This window comes from Telluribacter roseus, from assembly GCF_017355915.2.
In the GTDB taxonomy this organism is placed as follows: Bacteria; Bacteroidota; Bacteroidia; order Cytophagales; family Spirosomataceae; genus Telluribacter.
Genome location: NZ_JAFEUV020000003.1, coordinates 502,896 through 517,317 on the forward strand (window position 1 = coordinate 502,896; position 14,422 = coordinate 517,317).

The window sequence follows — 14,422 nt, forward strand, 5'->3', positions numbered from 1 at the left end:
ACATAAATTATGAATCATAATTGTCCAGTTTGCAATAAAGCCGGCTTACCTGATTACACAAAAAGCGAAGTTGTCTGCCCCCAATGTAATTCAGACCTAAAGGCTTTCTTGCTTTTAAACTCTATTTCAACACCGATAAAAGGGAGATTTGGAACATACGCCTTAGTAGGAGTGTCTCTTTTGGCTATTTTGTTTTTAGGCTTGTTCATTGAATCAAACATTGATAGAAAAGAAATTCTTGCCACAAACATTATTTTAATTGACAGTATTTCAACTCTGACAAGTAATAAAGTAAATTTAGAGAAACCAAAAGAAGAACTTCATGAAATTGAAAGCAAAGAAGCAACTGTAAAATACGTTGTGAAGAAAGGCGACTACCCCTACAAAATTGCTCAATTTTTCTATGGTGATGGAAATAGGTATAAGCAAATTGAAGCTGAAAATAAACTCGAGCAGCCCTACACGCTTAAAGTCGGGCAAATTCTATTAATCAAAATTACACAGGACTAATGGAAGTAGTAATTGTACTTATAATCTTAGGTATAATAGGTTATTTGATATACCAATCCCTGCCTAACACAAAGTTTGAAAAGGCACAAGCTCATTTCAATGCCAAAAATTACATTGAGGCAATCAATGTACTTAATGGAATTTTTGACAAACATAATGATGCGCCTGCAAAATTTGCGGAATGTAAATTAATACTTGGACAAGGTCTAAAAGGAAACTCGGAAAAAATAAAAGCGTACAATGAGATTTTAACATTAAGGAAAAGAATAAACAATTCTAAATCAATTGCAAATTTTGAGAATATTGAAGCAAAAACACTATTCGAAATCGCTAAAATACAATATGAAGAAACCAAGGGAGATATTGATAAACTCAACCTAAACATCAAATTCATTGATAACGCTATCAAAAAGGGGTTAGAGGCCGATTTTAACATTTTAAAAATCAAACACTTTAATCAATTATCAGAAAGCTATTTTCAAAAAGCCATTGAAAAAGAGAAGTCAAATAAATATCCAGAAGCTATTCAGGTTTACAAAAAGGCTATAAAATGTTCAGAAGAATCAAATAATACAACCATTAAGCACAATACAATTACAAGAATTTCTATTTGTCGGCTAAAACTTAATGAAAGCTTTGACCTTCAAGATATTTCAGAAGTTCAAAAGTCTGATAAGGAATATCAGAAGGATTTATTTTATAGGTATTCAGTTTATCTATTGAAGAATGGAGAATATAAACAAGCAGCAAATGTTATTTCTACACATTTGAATTTCAAATCTTCAGATATAGAAAAATTGAAAGATATTTTAAAAGCAGAAAAAGTAAATAATGCAATAAATCAAATTAGTCTAATCAACCTTAAAATTGAACAACTTTATTCAAATTCTTTAAGTACAGAGGAAATAAGCACTTTCTATAATAGCCTTGATTCAATCATCTCGGACTTGAAACCTATTGACCTTGAACTTTCTGAGAAAGTTTTAGCTATAAAACCAACTTTATTTAATCGTTTATTGACAAATTATATTTCCATCGAGCAATATGGAAACGCCATCGACCTAATACAAAAATATCCAAAATTCTGGGAAAGTCCAGAGCTTTTGAAAGACTTAGGAATTTGTTGTTATGGTTATGCTTCTAAAGGATTGCTAAATGAAAAAAATTACAAATACGTTATTTCAGGATGGTTGACTTCTGTATACTCTGATAATGTAATTTTAAAATCCTTAGAAAATACAACATGGGATGATAATTATACTTTCAGTTTAGCAGAATCAATTGGTTCAAATTATTACCAACACGATGAGGTACCCGATAATGTAAATTATGACGAAATATCTGAAAGTAATATTTCAATTGGGGCAATACAAAGAGAACTCTTACAACAGTTCGAGACAATTATACACAAAGAAATCAAAGACCATCAATTATCAATTTTAATCAATGACTTTTACGATAAAGAGAAGGAGTCCTTAGAGAAAGTAGTAAATATTATTGAAGCTGATATTTTGTTCCCAACACCACATTTCGCAATCTCAAATGGTTTGAATAATGAAATTATAAAAGAACTAGATAGTGATTATGAAGAATATTCTAATGAAGAAGCTTTAGAAGCTGGTGTTCCTTATATTAAAAACTCTACATCATCAATAGTTTATCAATATTTCTTTGCAAATAATATAATTGAGAGAATTAAATCTGCAATTGTAGATGAAAATTCAATAACAATACAAAAGCTCAACACTATTGAAAATAAAGGATGGGTTGAAAAATTTGAAAATATAAGTACTACAGTTGAAGATAGTATTTTTAACACTATAGCAAATAAAATATCTAGAAATGATGAGAATGAGGCATTGATTCCTGTAATGGAAGAATGTATCGCATTTTCAAGCAATAATGAAAAACTAAAGCACCAATATTCAAACTATGTAACAAGTTATTGTATTTCTCAAGTTAATAACAATAAAATAGATAACTATAAAGCATTGACATTGATGAAAGGTGCTTATTTGCGTTCGCCAAATAATCCTAGAATTTGCAAGAACTTTATAACTCTCATAAGGTATAACCTGTTGGATATACTTAATGATAGGACAAAGAAAACAATTGATATTTATAAATTACTAGATTGGGTAAAAAGCAATATTTCGTTGACATACAAACAAAATTGTAGTGAACTGAGCAATACCAGAAAAGAAATATTAAGTCAACTTAAAGCAAAAGGAGTGGATATTTCTTTGTTTGAAGATAATGGTTTTGCTTCTACCCTTTCAGGACATTCTCTTAATTCTCAAGGTTTACAAATGAAGAAGGTTTTAACATATTTTAAAGAGTTGGGTAGTGTTTAGGAATCGACTAACTCAATCGATTGGTAAGATAATTGCTTCAGCCGTTAAATTTGGATGATGATGTGCCATTTTAAAAACTAAAGTAATGAAAAATCCATATACAATATTAGGTATCAATCAAGACGCTGATAAAGCTGAAATAATGAGAGCTCAAATGTTTGCCATGAAAAAGAAAGAGTACCCCCTACAAGAAATTGCAGTTGCTGCAAAACAGCTTCTTGACCCTGCCAAAAGATTGGCTGCCGACTTTATGTTTCCGGCCAAGATAAAAGCTAGAAGAGTACAAATTATTCAAACTAATCTTGCCTATCAAGAGATAAAACCTAATGATTTGAATGAAAACGCATTTGAATCAATAAAATAAATATTTATGAAAGATGATATAGAATTACTTAAAAGTCAACTAAGTCGAATATTTGTCGAAAATCTTCAATCAAATAATTATTTAAAAAATGAGATTGAACATAAAGAAAACGAGAAGCGCGATTTACTAAAAGAAATGTCTCTGAACATTATTGACATCATTGATTCTTTCGAAAACATTGAGGAATGGATTGTTGAAAATGAGTATAACAAAATTGATGAGGTAAAAAGAACAACAAGCAGATATAAAACAATTCACAAAAGGCTTTTGGGCCTTCTTCAATATCACGGAATCACTAAAATCGAATTTCCTGATAAAAGACTAATTGTAGGTTTTTGTGAAGTTGTAGAAACAGAAACAGACATGAATAGAAAAAATGATGAAATAATTTCAGTTATCAGAAATGGATATATCAGAGGAAAAGAGCTTATAAGGCCAGCACAAATAATTGTTGTAAAAAACTAATGAAAGAAATATAAAATACTTTTTGCATTTCTACTATTTCTCTGTTTGGTAAATATGCCATACGGTTACTACCATCTTGTAATGTTTGCAGGACTAAATGACTTTGCCATCTAAGCATATTATGCACACCAACATAGCAGACACACGTAAAATATTATTTATGTCGGACTTGCTTTATTTCACAACCGATTTTTAAAAACGCACATGGCATTCAGATGTGGAACATTGTTGACGTAGTAGTTGGAATATTATTTGCTAACAGACAATTACTTTAACTTATATACTAGTTCATTTCAATAAGATGGAATCGAGCTCACAATGGACGAAGTGCTTACTGTGGAGTCCTTCTCTACGTCAATAATAGGCGATACTAATAAGAAGCATGTTTACAACCCTCCCTAAATTTTGCTAAAAATGTCCACATATTTAAAGACTGAATCATAAATAGGTTTCCGACTAAAAATATTTTATCCTGTAATAACATGAAATTGATTATAGATAATATTGACGTAATTTCAAGGTTATATATCTAACTCATAGTTAAGCTACAATACTTGATATTATAATCGATATATATTATTATATTTACCCTTTTATTGTACTCTGTAGTAGTTGTGATGCTTCTTTCTTTTTGTTATCCTCAAATGAACTTAAGTAATTTTCAGTAGTTTTTACATTGTCATGGCCTAAAGACTCTTTGATAAACTCTGTTGGATAACCTGCATTTTTTAATATTGTAGAAAAGGTATGTCTCGCAACAACTGTTGTGACTTTTAGATATTCTATTCCTAAATCTTTACCAACTTCATTAAGCTTTTTATTGATTCTATTTGTAAATTCATTTATTCGAGCTTGTTTTGTTTTACTAGGCATGGACTCCTCAATGATGTTAAAAATTAAAGAATCCGCTGATGCAGGCTTTCTGCCCCAAATGTCTATAATCCTCTGAATTTCATCATTGATTGGTACCTCTATTGTCTTTTCCTTCTTATTTGTATTTTTCGTCTTTTGTCTTACAAACCTAATATACCCTCCATGTATATTTTTGTACCTAAGTAAAGCTATATCCTTCATATTCATGCCGTTACAATTAAATGAGAATAGGAAGAAGTCAATAGCTCTGTGGGTGGTGCTCATCTCGACGTATCCGTAGCTACTTATCTTTCGTATATCTTCGAGCTTAAGCGCTCTTTTCTTGTTTATAGATGTAGGGGGCTGAAACTTGTTTTTGCCAAAAGGGTATAGTTGACTATCAATCAAATCTTTGTCAATAAGTTCATTGAAGATAGCTCTGAGGTTTCTTGTATATATGCCTACTGTACTTGTCGAACGATGATTCATCCTCATCCATTCCTGGAATGATTTAAGAAAGTCGACCGTTACTTGTTGGAAGTGGAGTTTACCTCTGTTATCTGTGTACCCCTTTAACGCACTTAAGGTGAGTTGATAAGACTCTGCGGTCTTTAGTCTGTCCTCTTTCTCAAATTGCTCAATCTTAGCTTCAAGGGCTTTGAAGACATCCAATGGGTCTTTCTCTTTGCCAAAGCACCTTTCTTTGAACTCTTCCCTAGTATAGAAAGTCAAACTCTCCAGAATCTTACGGGCATTGATACATAAGGTATCAAGAATACGGCGCTTCGATTCGAAGAACAGGTCATTTCTAATGGTTTTACCGCTTTCGTAAGTTTTATATTCATTTACGCTAAAGCTAACTCCCGTTGAGAAAAGGTCCTGCTTACCCTTGAAGTAGATTTCAAGCTTTACTGGATAGGTCTTATCCTTCTTTTGTCTCCTAGTATCAAGGTATACCTTTGCATTCGTTGTCCTTTGCATAGCTTTATGTTATTTGCATATTATTTGCAATGCAAATATGAGAATTATTGGCTAACCTTGTCAAGTTGTAGAGATAAAGAATGTGTATAAATCATTCATTTATAGATATATAAGGTACAAGTGTCATAAAGTGTCTTCTGTTGTCAACTCTATGGCACACTGACTCATAATCAGGTGGTCCCAGGTTCGAGCCCTGGTGGGCCCACGTTGAAAATCAAGCGCTTACATCTAGTACTAGATGTAAGCGCTTTTTTTATTTGCACGTAGATTAGCATGCGTCATTTAGTTGTACGCTTACTATATTCTATAGTTGATAAAAATCATACACGAAAACGGGCAATCAGTTGGTTGAACTAAGACCTTACCATAAAGTAACCAGACAAGTTAATAATTCACCTACCATCACCCAGGTAGTTGATTTGCCCTTTCCCACACGTCATTGTACAGTTCGGGATGTCGCTTAAACTGGGCGTGTACGTACGGACACAAGGGGATGACTTTCAGCGAGTGCTCACGGGCGTAGGCTACCATGGTCGTTAGTAGCTGGTGGGCTAGTCCTTTGCCTTCTGCTTTGGGGGATATTTCGGTATGGTATACAGTCAGGTACCTTGACGATATACCAATCACCATTTCGCCTAGAAGTTCTTCGCCATACTGAATGACGAATGCGCCGCGACGCTTGCCTGTAAGGGTGAGTTGTACCTCTTCCATGTTAGTTCTTTTTGATAAGATTCAGCGTGGCGAGTGGTCCACCGGGAAATGACTGCATTTTTCCTCCGAAGGGCAGGCCACCCAAGTCTATTCCGGCGAATCCTGTTTTGGTAAGAATATCTTGCAGTACGTGCTTGGCTTCGGTATCATTACCTGAATAGAAGATCACACGCTTGCCGCCAGCTTCACCAGGATCAGCCTGTAAAATGGCTACGGGCAGGGTATTGAATGCCTTGACCAGTTTAGCGCCCGGCAACAGGTCGGCGACTACCTCACTGGAGGTTTTGCCGCCCAGATCCGCGGGCTTGAAGCCGGGCAGAATGGCGTTGGTCGGGTCAATGACAACACGACCAGCCAGAGAGGGCAGGGTACCTACTACTTCGGCCAACTTATTCCAAGGAACCGACAAAAACACTACGTTGGCTCCGGCGGCTTCCGCCGTAGTAACGGCACGGGTATTGCCACCTAGTTGCCGGGCAACAGCCTGTAAAGATTCGGGACCACGGCTGTTGCTAATGAATACTTCGTAACCTGCGCGGGCTACGTGACTGGCGAAGGCCTGGCCGATGCCGCCAGTACCAATGATACCTATTTTCATGAGAATTGGATAGTAAGTGGTGTTAATTATCTGTTAAGAGTTGTCTTTCTGTTTATGAGCCAGGACTAGCCGTACAAATTGCCTGTACGGCTGTTCCGGCTGCCATCAGCGTGCAGCTACACCACTCGTTGATGATAGTTCTTTATACTCGATCTGGCCGTACTTGCCGTTGAAAAAGTCCTGGTAAGCCTGGGCGATTTCCTGTAAGTTGTTCATCACAAAGGGCCCCTGGGCTACGATGGGTTCGGTATAGGGCTCACCACCAAAGACGATGACATCAGTGGGAGAGATCGTCGTATTGCTCAGCGTAATAGTACCTTCCTCTTCTCCAAAGACAACTAACTCGCTCTTGCCGTGCTTACTTCCACTGACTACTACCTCATCGTTAGGAATAAAAACCGCATACTCCAGGCCCGCTATAGTATCCAGCGCAAAGGTAGACTTGGCCTGGAGCCGTACGTGGTAGATAAACTGCCGGCTGTACGCTGTGACGGGCGAAGTCACGTCGCCATAGGTACCAATGACCACCCGAAGTACACCCGCCTCGTCGGGCAGCAGGATTTCAGGTATATCATGGGGCTGCAGAGCCAGGTAATCAGGCGCTTCGGCTTTATTTTTGGCCGGTAAGTTTATCCAGAACTGCAGAGCATGTAATACGCCTCCCTGTTTCTGAAACTCTGGACTCGGGTTTTCATCGTGAATGACTCCGTTTCCGGCTTTCATCCATTGCGCACCACCCCCTTCCACGATTCCGTGATGGCCACTGCTGTCATAGTGCTCCATGGAGCCGCTAAACAGGTAGGTAAAGGTGGTAATACCGCGGTGCGGATGGGCAAATTCGCCCGAGGGAGCCTGCGGTATCTGGGGTTTCTGCTCGGAAGGGTACAGGTGGTCCAGGAATACAAAGGGACCTACGGCCTGTACATACCGGTTGGGAAGTAAGCGGTTGACCAGCAGTTCGCCTACTCTTGAGTTTTTGCCGCTGTAACTGGCTGCGATTGACTTTTTCATGGTTGTATTGCTTTTAGGATGAATAGTTTGACATCGTTTTGACAATACAAAGGTCGCATGGGTGGGGTCCCTTATCCGTTGACGAATGACGGAAAAACTTCTTGACATTTGTCAAGGGAAAAGGCGCATGAACACCTACTGCCGGAGTGACTTATGGCGCACCCGGCTCAGTGTCTCGGGCGATATGCCCAGGTACGAAGCGAGCATATGCTGCGGAAATCGCTGTAAAAACTCAGGATGTACCTGTTTCAACTCGGCGTAGCGCTCTTCGGCGGTATAGCCAATGGAAGCGTGCAGGCGTTTCTGGGTTGCGATGAAGTTCCGCTGATCCAGTTCCCGGACCATTTGGGCAATAGCCGGCACCGTGCTGATCAACCCCTGTAGCTGAGCATTGGTAATGAGCAACAGCTCCGCCTCTTCCAGTGCATCAATATTGTACCTAGATGGAGTGAGCATGATAAAGCTCTCCCGGTCGCCAATCCACCAGTTTTCTACCGCAAAGTGTACTATATGCTCCACTCCCTTATCATCCACACTATACTGCCGCAGGGCGCCTTTCAACACAAAAGCAAAGTACTTACACACCTCACCTTCCTGTAATAGGTACTGCTTTCGGCGGAGCTTCTTTGGTGTAAAAGCCTGGGAGATCAGAGCGAAGTCGGCCTCGGAGAGGGGAGAGGAGGTATAGTGTTCGATGTAGGTACGTAAAGCTTGCATAGCCTGGCTACTTATCAATCATTATGTTGGTCAAAGGTGCTAACAGCTTACTTGTGGGGTAAGTGCTTAATGCCCCGAATATACATCAAAGGCGGTACAATGGTAAAGGTAAGATGATGTATGGTGCAGTAGGGAAGTGGCACGACCTTTTTGACCTTCTGGAACTAAAAAACAAAGAGTACTATGGCAAGAGAAATGAGAGCGGCGAGTTTTAGTGAATTCGGCGGACGCGATAAGGTAACGGTAGGTACTATGGAGCTTCCCGAACTGAAAGAGGGGGAGGTACTGATCAGGGTAAAAGCAGCCGGGGTGAATCCGGTGGACGCGGTGATCCGGGAAGGGTACTATAAGGATATGATGCCGCATCTGATGCCGGTGATACCGGGCTGGGATGTGGCCGGTGTAGTGGAGGAGCGGGGCCACGCCGCCAGACGCTTCGAGGTAGGAGATGAAGTATATGCCTACGCCCGCCGACCCGAAGTAAAGTGGGGTACCTTCGCGGAGTACATTATAATACCCGAGAGCTATCTTGCCCTAAGACCTCGGAACCTCAGCTGGGAGGAAACGGCCGGTGTACCCCTGGCGGGACTGACCGCCTACCAATCGTTGTACGATGCCGGTAACCTGCAGGAGGGACAGAGCGTACTGATCATTGGAGCTTCCGGTGGTGTGGGTACTTTTGGTATTCAACTGGCGAAGGCCCGGGGAGCCGAAGTAGTAGGAGTCGCCTCTGCCAGGAATCATGCTTATATGCGGGAGCTCGGTGCTGATCATACCATTGACTACAAAGATCAGCACATAGGGGAGGCGACCAAGAGGATATATCCTGACGGTGTAGACCTGATCTTTGACTGTACCAGCGGCGAAAGTCTGCAGCAAAGCCTGATGGCCCTGAAGCCAGGAGGTACGCTGGTTTCTATTCTGAATCAGGGGAAGGATCTTGACCCGGGTATTAACTTCAGGTTTGTATTTGTAGAGCCCCATGCTACTCAACTGTATGCCCTTCGGGAGCTGGCTGAAGCCGGAAAGCTCAGGGTGCACGTGAGCAAGACGTATTCGCTGGATGAGGCAGCCGAAGCCCTGGAGCAAATCCATACGCTACATACGACCGGTAAGATAGTGGTGGTACCCTGAGGTACCTAATTCATATATTGAGAATAACATACAAGGCGGTTTCGACCGCTTTTTATGTTGTACATCACTTCTGAATTTGTTTTGCGGAGGCAGACTTCCGACAGGTATAATACAGTCTGCTTACTTTCATACTTACACAGATCCTGTGTTTTGTAGAGGTACTTTGAGTCTCTTGGTACGTCAGCCGGTTTAGGACTAACTCAGGGTCTTGACGTAATAGTATTTCTTGATTAGATTCTCAAAGGGCTCGGCCGTCTGGATGACCTCTTTCTTGTCCAGCTTCGTTTTCTGTACGCTGTACTGGCGTGTCATTGTTATCGGATTCATGGCTATAACAGTTTATAAGTTCAACCTCATTTACGATAACATCACCACTCTAGTTGACAGGCTTCACAGATCTGTGTTCCTACTACATCCCATTGCAAATCAAATACCAGTACTTTACGAAATATCCTTCTGGCGGGCAGGGGTGAAAAGGTGACAGAATGAATGTCAACTTGACAATTTTGATGTGTACTTTTCAGATTAGAATAGGCACTCCTAGGAGTGCCTATTCTGCTGGTTTAGGTTAAGAATAGTCTAGTATCAGCTCAATGTCTTGACGTAGTAGTACTTCTTGGTAAGCGCTTCAAAAGGCTCGGCGGTATGAATCTTCTCCTTCTTGCCATACTTACTCTTTTGTACGCTGTATTGACGGATGATGGTTATCGGATTCATGGCTATAAGTAGTTTGTGGTATATCTGTTAGATAGTTTTGGCCGGTCCGGGTTTAATCAGCTTATGTACTTTTTTGAATACGTTAGCAGGGCTCCATGCGCGTAGGGCGTTCCGGTTGTTTAGTCGGGAAGAGAGCAGCACGCAATAACCCGCTCTGGAAATAATTTTTGATAGTACTTGTATGTGCAAGTAAATATTTTCATACATTTACCTCATGCAGCAACAAGATAAGTTTAATACGCCTCATTTTGACCGCATCCGTCCGCAGTACTGTATCAATGGTAAGCTGCGCCGGCTGCACCGTATGCTCAATGCCGCCTACGAAAGCAAGTTCAGGCCGTATGGGTTGCAGGGAAGTATGGTATCCATCCTTTTTATTATCGGGAAGAGGAGGAACGTCAACCAGAAGGCCATTGCGGATATGCTGGTGCTGGATCAGTCGACGATGAGCAGGGACCTCAAAAAGCTGGTAGATAAGGGCTGGGTACATATAGCGAAGGGGCAGGACCCGCGGCACTCGGAGCTGTCGCTGACGCAGAAAGGCTATGAACTGGTAGAGACTGTTTCGCCCATCTGGGAGAAGCTGCATACTACCGTAGAGGGAATACTGGGTAAGTACAATATTCAGCAGCTGGACCTGATTACGGAGGCAATCCGGTCGAACCTGGACGACATAAAAGAGTAGTCTGTTTTTTTACCTATACACTTGCACATACATGTTTAACTTTATCTGCTAGCCCAATGTTACATAACCTGCCCCTGTTTATCCCGGTCGTGTTCGCGCTCACTACGCTCGCTACCCTGATCTTCCTTCTGGCCACTGTACGGAAGAGTGGCGTTTCTACCTCCACGTTTAGCTATGTTACGATAGGTCTGCTGGTCTGGCTGGCGATCAAGGCAGCTCTGGCATTCACAGGTTTCTATAAAGATACTACGTCCGTACCGCCGAGGCTTATTTTTGCGGTAGGCCCTCCCTTGCTGGCTATTGTACTGCTGTTCTCCACCGGCAAAGGCAGGAGGTTTCTGGACCGGTTGCCGCTTTCCACCCTGACGTATACCAATGCCGTGCGGATACCCGTGGAGCTGGTACTGTATTGGTTGTTCCTGCACAAGACTATCCCGGAGCTCATGACCTTCACCGGACGAAACTTTGACATACTGGTAGGGATGACGGCGCCCGTGGTAGCCTACCTGGGGCTGACGAATCAGTACATCTCAAAGCGGGTAGTACTGGTGTGGAACGTGCTGTCGCTGGGCCTCCTCCTGAATATCGTCTTTCACGGTATACTTTCGGCACCTACTCCTTTTCAGCAATTTGCCTTTAAGCAGCCCAACATAGCCCTGCTGCACGCGCCGTTTATATGGCTGCCTACCTTTATCGTACCGGTAGCACTGCTTACACACCTGGTGTCGATCCGGCAACTGACCAGAGCTGCTGCCAGTTCTACGGCGAATAGTAAGACTGCTATAAAGGCAGGACTGATTAACTAAGCAGAGCTTCTTCTGCCACTCTCATTCATTACTACTTTCAAGTACAATGTCATAGAGCTGCGTTCATCCGAGCGTGGCTCTATTTCATTATAGGCTGATAGATTTTAACTATTCTAACTTTTTTCTAATCTGCTTTTAAGCCTCTTTTAATTCCGGTGTCTGATCATTGTGAACTGGATACAATACCTGCTGCAATGTATGATAGATCTGTCAGCAACTGTACCCACTATATCCTTCTTATTCTTAGACCTTCTCACATTATATGACACCGATCAGTGTTGTGATCATTACATACAACGAGGCGCAGGCGCTGCCCCTAACCCTACGCTCTGTTGCCTGGGCCGATGAGATTATAGTGGTAGACTCGGGCAGTACCGATGCTACGGTAGCATTGGCCGAAGGCATGGGTGCACGTGTCTTTCACCGGTCGTTTGATGGGTATGGTAGTCAGAAGCGGTACGCCGTAGGGCAGGCTACCCACGACTGGATCCTTTCCATCGATGCCGATGAAGTAGTGTCGCCGGAGCTGACCTTGGAGATCCAGCAGGTACTGCGGCAGGGACCCGGCTGCCAGGGGTACAGGTTCCCGATCTCGCTGGTGTACCAAGGGCGACTACTCCGGCACTCGGGTGAGTACAACAAACGGTTTCTGCGCCTGTTTGACCGCCGGACCGGTAACTACACCACGGATAACGTACACGAAAAAGTAGTGGTTACGGGGAAGGTAGGTACGCTCTCCAACCGGATATACCATTACAGTTTTGAGAACATCACGGATCATTTCCTGAAGATAGATCGCTATACTACCATAGCCGCTCATGCTATGCATCAGAGAGGCAAACGGTCTTCCCGGCTCAAGGCCGTTTTTCGCCTCCCGCTGACATTCCTGCGCATCTATATATTGCGGTTGGGGATACTGGATGGCTACGAAGGCTTCCTGTGGGCGCTTTATATGTCGGTATATACCATGACCAAGTACACCAAGCTGGTGGAGCTTCAGAACAAAAATACAGTCATTACTACTCAGCCGGGTTATGTTCTGGAAACACTCGTCGCCCAGTAGGGTACGGGTACTTATGTACCATAAGTTTGATGAGAGCCGGTCCGACTACCTCACGGTTACCACTAGCCAGTTCAGGAAGCATCTGGCCGTACTGACTGCGGAGGGGTACCACTTCATTACTTTGCAGGACTGGCTGTACCACATCTACCAGGGACTGGCGTTGCCGCCCCGGCCGGTATTGCTCACCTTCGATGACGCCTATGTCAGTAACCTGACGCTGGCCTATCCGCTCCTGAAAGAGTACGGTGCCAGGGCCACGCTGTTTGTACCTACGGGCTACGTGGGTACCTCGTCGTCCTGGGACTCGGAGGCGGAAGACCTGCTGACGGTGGGGCAGTTGAGCCGGTTGGACCCGGAGGTGTTCGAACTGGCCCTGCACACGCACCAGCACCTCAACTACCGCGACGCATCGCCCGATGAGATGGCCAGTGACCTGAAAGCCTGCGTGGATTTCTTTGTTGAGCACGGGCTGCACTTCGTAAAGGCGCTGGCGTACCCGTACGGGAGCCGACCTTCCGAGCCGCACCACTACGTGCAGATGCTTCGGGTGTTTCGGGAGAATAATATACAGGCGGCTTTCCGGATCGGGAACCGCATCAACCCGGCCGTTCCCAAAGACCTCTACGAAATAAACCGCATTGACATCCGGGGTACTGATTCGCTATTCACCTTCAGGAGGAAAGTCCTGCTCGGCCGGCTGTTCTAGTCTGTCTGCCATTTATAACACTCTCTGGAAAATTTCTTAACCATCATCTACTATGAGTACTTTTTTTGAAAACGCAGAAGACCTCTTTAAGCGCAAGATACTTCGGAAGGATCGTGACCGCTGGAACCACCAGTACGCCAAAGGACAATGGAACAGCCTGGGCGACATCAAGGAGCTGGCGCGCTTCAGCGTTATAGCCGGCTATGCTCAGTACCTGAAGCCCAACGGCAGGATCCTGGAAATGGGAGCGGGCGAGGGATACCTGCAGCAGCGGTTCGACAAGACCAAATATAGCCTGTACTACTCGACGGATGTTTCGGACGTGGCGATCGAGATGGGCAGAAAAAACGAAGACGAAAAGACCAGGTACCTGGTGGCGGATATGAATACCTACGAGCCGGATACTACCTTCGACTGCATCATCATCAACGAAGCCATCTACTACGCCCCCTCGGTGGAGGCAGTGCTGGATCGCTTTAACAAGTACCTGGCGGCAGAGGGGATCTTTATTGTGAGTATCAATGGCGATGAACGTAACGCCAACTGGCACCGGATGATGGACCAATGTACCTACCCCAAGATAGATGGTACTACGGTGATAGCTACCCGAAATACCTTTACCATCACAGTACTGGGTAAGAAGTGAAAATTAATGAAACGTAACTATTAATATGCTGATAATAAGTTGTTTATACATATTAATCGCGGCGGAATAATTGTGGAATTTGCAATTATCCGGCTGCGATTT

At 42.9% G+C, this 14,422-nt stretch carries 18 protein-coding genes and 1 tRNA gene; 12 read left to right on the plus strand and 7 right to left on the minus strand.

The window, feature by feature from the left end; translation table 11 throughout:
• The first annotated feature begins 9 nt into the window (after window positions 1–9).
• The 5 genes from JTN23_RS08215 to JTN23_RS26000 all read left to right on the plus strand — a co-directional run bounded on the left by JTN23_RS08215 (window position 10) and on the right by JTN23_RS26000 (window position 3,807).
• Window positions 10–510 (plus strand): LysM peptidoglycan-binding domain-containing protein, encoded by a 501-nt coding sequence (locus JTN23_RS08215; protein ID WP_247233752.1) that lies wholly within the window; start codon window positions 10–12, stop codon window positions 508–510.
• Window positions 510–2,864 carry a hypothetical protein gene (locus JTN23_RS08220; protein WP_247233753.1) on the plus strand — a complete coding sequence of 785 codons (2,355 nt, stop codon included), beginning with the start codon at window positions 510–512 and terminating at the stop codon, window positions 2,862–2,864. The genes JTN23_RS08215 and JTN23_RS08220 overlap by 1 nt, the downstream gene beginning before the upstream one ends.
• A gap of 85 nt (window positions 2,865–2,949) precedes the next feature.
• Window positions 2,950–3,228, plus strand: a complete 279-nt coding sequence (locus JTN23_RS08225) for a hypothetical protein (protein WP_247233755.1) — start codon at window positions 2,950–2,952, stop codon at window positions 3,226–3,228.
• Window positions 3,229–3,234: 6 nt separating this feature from the next.
• On the plus strand, window positions 3,235–3,693 hold the full coding sequence (grpE, locus tag JTN23_RS08230) for a nucleotide exchange factor GrpE (RefSeq protein WP_247233757.1): 459 nt from the start codon (window positions 3,235–3,237) through the stop codon (window positions 3,691–3,693).
• A gap of 15 nt (window positions 3,694–3,708) precedes the next feature.
• A complete protein-coding gene (locus tag JTN23_RS26000; protein WP_409049441.1) occupies window positions 3,709–3,807 on the plus strand; it encodes a hypothetical protein in 99 nt (32 codons plus the stop codon).
• 471 nt (window positions 3,808–4,278) lie between these two features.
• On the opposite strand, the gene JTN23_RS08235 is transcribed toward JTN23_RS26000, so the two are convergent.
• Window positions 4,279–5,526, minus strand: coding sequence for a tyrosine-type recombinase/integrase (locus JTN23_RS08235; protein ID WP_247233759.1), 1,248 nt, complete (start codon window positions 5,524–5,526; stop codon window positions 4,279–4,281).
• A 139-nt stretch (window positions 5,527–5,665) separates the two neighbouring features.
• On the opposite strand from JTN23_RS08235, the gene JTN23_RS08240 reads away from it, so the two are divergent.
• Window positions 5,666–5,731: transfer RNA gene (locus JTN23_RS08240), tRNA-Ile, on the plus strand.
• Window positions 5,732–5,928: 197 nt separating this feature from the next.
• Here the strand turns inward: JTN23_RS08240 and JTN23_RS08245 are convergent.
• From JTN23_RS08245 to JTN23_RS08260, 4 genes are all read right to left on the minus strand, one after another.
• A complete protein-coding gene (locus JTN23_RS08245; RefSeq protein ID WP_247233761.1) occupies window positions 5,929–6,237 on the minus strand; it encodes a GNAT family N-acetyltransferase in 309 nt (102 codons plus the stop codon).
• Between the two features lies 1 nt (window position 6,238).
• On the minus strand, window positions 6,239–6,835 hold the full coding sequence (locus JTN23_RS08250; protein WP_247233763.1) for an NADPH-dependent F420 reductase: 597 nt from the start codon (window positions 6,833–6,835) through the stop codon (window positions 6,239–6,241).
• Window positions 6,836–6,940: 105 nt separating this feature from the next.
• Window positions 6,941–7,846, minus strand: a complete 906-nt coding sequence (locus tag JTN23_RS08255) for a pirin family protein (protein WP_247233765.1) — start codon at window positions 7,844–7,846, stop codon at window positions 6,941–6,943.
• Between the two features lie 135 nt (window positions 7,847–7,981).
• A complete protein-coding gene (locus JTN23_RS08260) occupies window positions 7,982–8,563 on the minus strand; it encodes a Crp/Fnr family transcriptional regulator (RefSeq protein ID WP_247233767.1) in 582 nt (193 codons plus the stop codon).
• A gap of 183 nt (window positions 8,564–8,746) precedes the next feature.
• On the opposite strand from JTN23_RS08260, the gene JTN23_RS08265 reads away from it, so the two are divergent.
• Window positions 8,747–9,697, plus strand: coding sequence for an NADP-dependent oxidoreductase (locus JTN23_RS08265; protein ID WP_247233769.1), 951 nt, complete (start codon window positions 8,747–8,749; stop codon window positions 9,695–9,697).
• A 195-nt stretch (window positions 9,698–9,892) separates the two neighbouring features.
• Here JTN23_RS08265 and JTN23_RS25800 read toward each other — a convergent pair whose 3' ends face one another.
• Window positions 9,893–10,024 (minus strand): hypothetical protein, encoded by a 132-nt coding sequence (locus JTN23_RS25800; protein ID WP_262918477.1) that lies wholly within the window; start codon window positions 10,022–10,024, stop codon window positions 9,893–9,895.
• A 258-nt stretch (window positions 10,025–10,282) separates the two neighbouring features.
• On the minus strand, window positions 10,283–10,414 hold the full coding sequence (locus JTN23_RS25805) for a hypothetical protein (RefSeq protein WP_262918478.1): 132 nt from the start codon (window positions 10,412–10,414) through the stop codon (window positions 10,283–10,285).
• A gap of 214 nt (window positions 10,415–10,628) precedes the next feature.
• Between JTN23_RS25805 and JTN23_RS08270 the strand changes: the two genes are divergently transcribed.
• The 5 genes from JTN23_RS08270 (at window position 10,629) to JTN23_RS08290 (ending at window position 14,320) form a co-directional block, all read left to right on the plus strand.
• Window positions 10,629–11,099 carry a MarR family winged helix-turn-helix transcriptional regulator gene (locus JTN23_RS08270; protein ID WP_247233771.1) on the plus strand — a complete coding sequence of 157 codons (471 nt, stop codon included), beginning with the start codon at window positions 10,629–10,631 and terminating at the stop codon, window positions 11,097–11,099.
• Between the two features lie 56 nt (window positions 11,100–11,155).
• The gene (locus JTN23_RS08275; RefSeq protein ID WP_247233773.1) at window positions 11,156–11,905 is read left to right on the plus strand and encodes a DUF8737 domain-containing protein; all 750 of its coding nucleotides are present in this window, start codon (window positions 11,156–11,158) and stop codon (window positions 11,903–11,905) included.
• Window positions 11,906–12,167: 262 nt separating this feature from the next.
• Window positions 12,168–12,968, plus strand: a complete 801-nt coding sequence (locus JTN23_RS08280) for a glycosyltransferase family 2 protein (protein WP_247233775.1) — start codon at window positions 12,168–12,170, stop codon at window positions 12,966–12,968.
• Window positions 12,940–13,674, plus strand: coding sequence for a polysaccharide deacetylase family protein (locus JTN23_RS08285; RefSeq protein ID WP_247233777.1), 735 nt, complete (start codon window positions 12,940–12,942; stop codon window positions 13,672–13,674). Before JTN23_RS08280 ends, JTN23_RS08285 begins: the two co-directional genes overlap by 29 nt.
• Window positions 13,675–13,726: 52 nt before the next feature.
• Window positions 13,727–14,320, plus strand: coding sequence for a class I SAM-dependent methyltransferase (locus JTN23_RS08290; protein WP_247233780.1), 594 nt, complete (start codon window positions 13,727–13,729; stop codon window positions 14,318–14,320).
• Window positions 14,321–14,422 lie beyond the last annotated feature (102 nt).

Bases quoted from the DNA above. Each gene is read 5' to 3' on its own strand.
- JTN23_RS08220 (WP_247233753.1), top strand. From the start codon at position 510: ATGGAAGTAGTAATTGTACTTATAATCTTAGGTATAATAGGTTATTTG.
- JTN23_RS08215 (WP_247233752.1), top strand. From the start codon at position 10: ATGAATCATAATTGTCCAGTTTGCAATAAAGCCGGCTTACCTGATTAC.
- JTN23_RS25805 (WP_262918478.1), bottom strand. From the start codon at position 10,414: ATGAATCCGATAACCATCATCCGTCAATACAGCGTACAAAAGAGTAAG.
- JTN23_RS08235 (WP_247233759.1), bottom strand. From the start codon at position 5,526: ATGCAAAGGACAACGAATGCAAAGGTATACCTTGATACTAGGAGACAA.
- JTN23_RS08280 (WP_247233775.1), top strand. From the start codon at position 12,168: ATGACACCGATCAGTGTTGTGATCATTACATACAACGAGGCGCAGGCG.
- JTN23_RS08270 (WP_247233771.1), top strand. From the start codon at position 10,629: ATGCAGCAACAAGATAAGTTTAATACGCCTCATTTTGACCGCATCCGT.
- JTN23_RS08275 (WP_247233773.1), top strand. From the start codon at position 11,156: ATGTTACATAACCTGCCCCTGTTTATCCCGGTCGTGTTCGCGCTCACT.
- JTN23_RS08290 (WP_247233780.1), top strand. From the start codon at position 13,727: ATGAGTACTTTTTTTGAAAACGCAGAAGACCTCTTTAAGCGCAAGATA.
- JTN23_RS08250 (WP_247233763.1), bottom strand. From the start codon at position 6,835: ATGAAAATAGGTATCATTGGTACTGGCGGCATCGGCCAGGCCTTCGCC.
- grpE (WP_247233757.1), top strand. From the start codon at position 3,235: ATGAAAGATGATATAGAATTACTTAAAAGTCAACTAAGTCGAATATTT.
- JTN23_RS08285 (WP_247233777.1), top strand. From the start codon at position 12,940: ATGTTCTGGAAACACTCGTCGCCCAGTAGGGTACGGGTACTTATGTAC.
- JTN23_RS08245 (WP_247233761.1), bottom strand. From the start codon at position 6,237: ATGGAAGAGGTACAACTCACCCTTACAGGCAAGCGTCGCGGCGCATTC.
- JTN23_RS08260 (WP_247233767.1), bottom strand. From the start codon at position 8,563: ATGCAAGCTTTACGTACCTACATCGAACACTATACCTCCTCTCCCCTC.
- JTN23_RS08225 (WP_247233755.1), top strand. From the start codon at position 2,950: ATGAAAAATCCATATACAATATTAGGTATCAATCAAGACGCTGATAAA.
- JTN23_RS08255 (WP_247233765.1), bottom strand. From the start codon at position 7,846: ATGAAAAAGTCAATCGCAGCCAGTTACAGCGGCAAAAACTCAAGAGTA.
- JTN23_RS08265 (WP_247233769.1), top strand. From the start codon at position 8,747: ATGGCAAGAGAAATGAGAGCGGCGAGTTTTAGTGAATTCGGCGGACGC.
- JTN23_RS25800 (WP_262918477.1), bottom strand. From the start codon at position 10,024: ATGAATCCGATAACAATGACACGCCAGTACAGCGTACAGAAAACGAAG.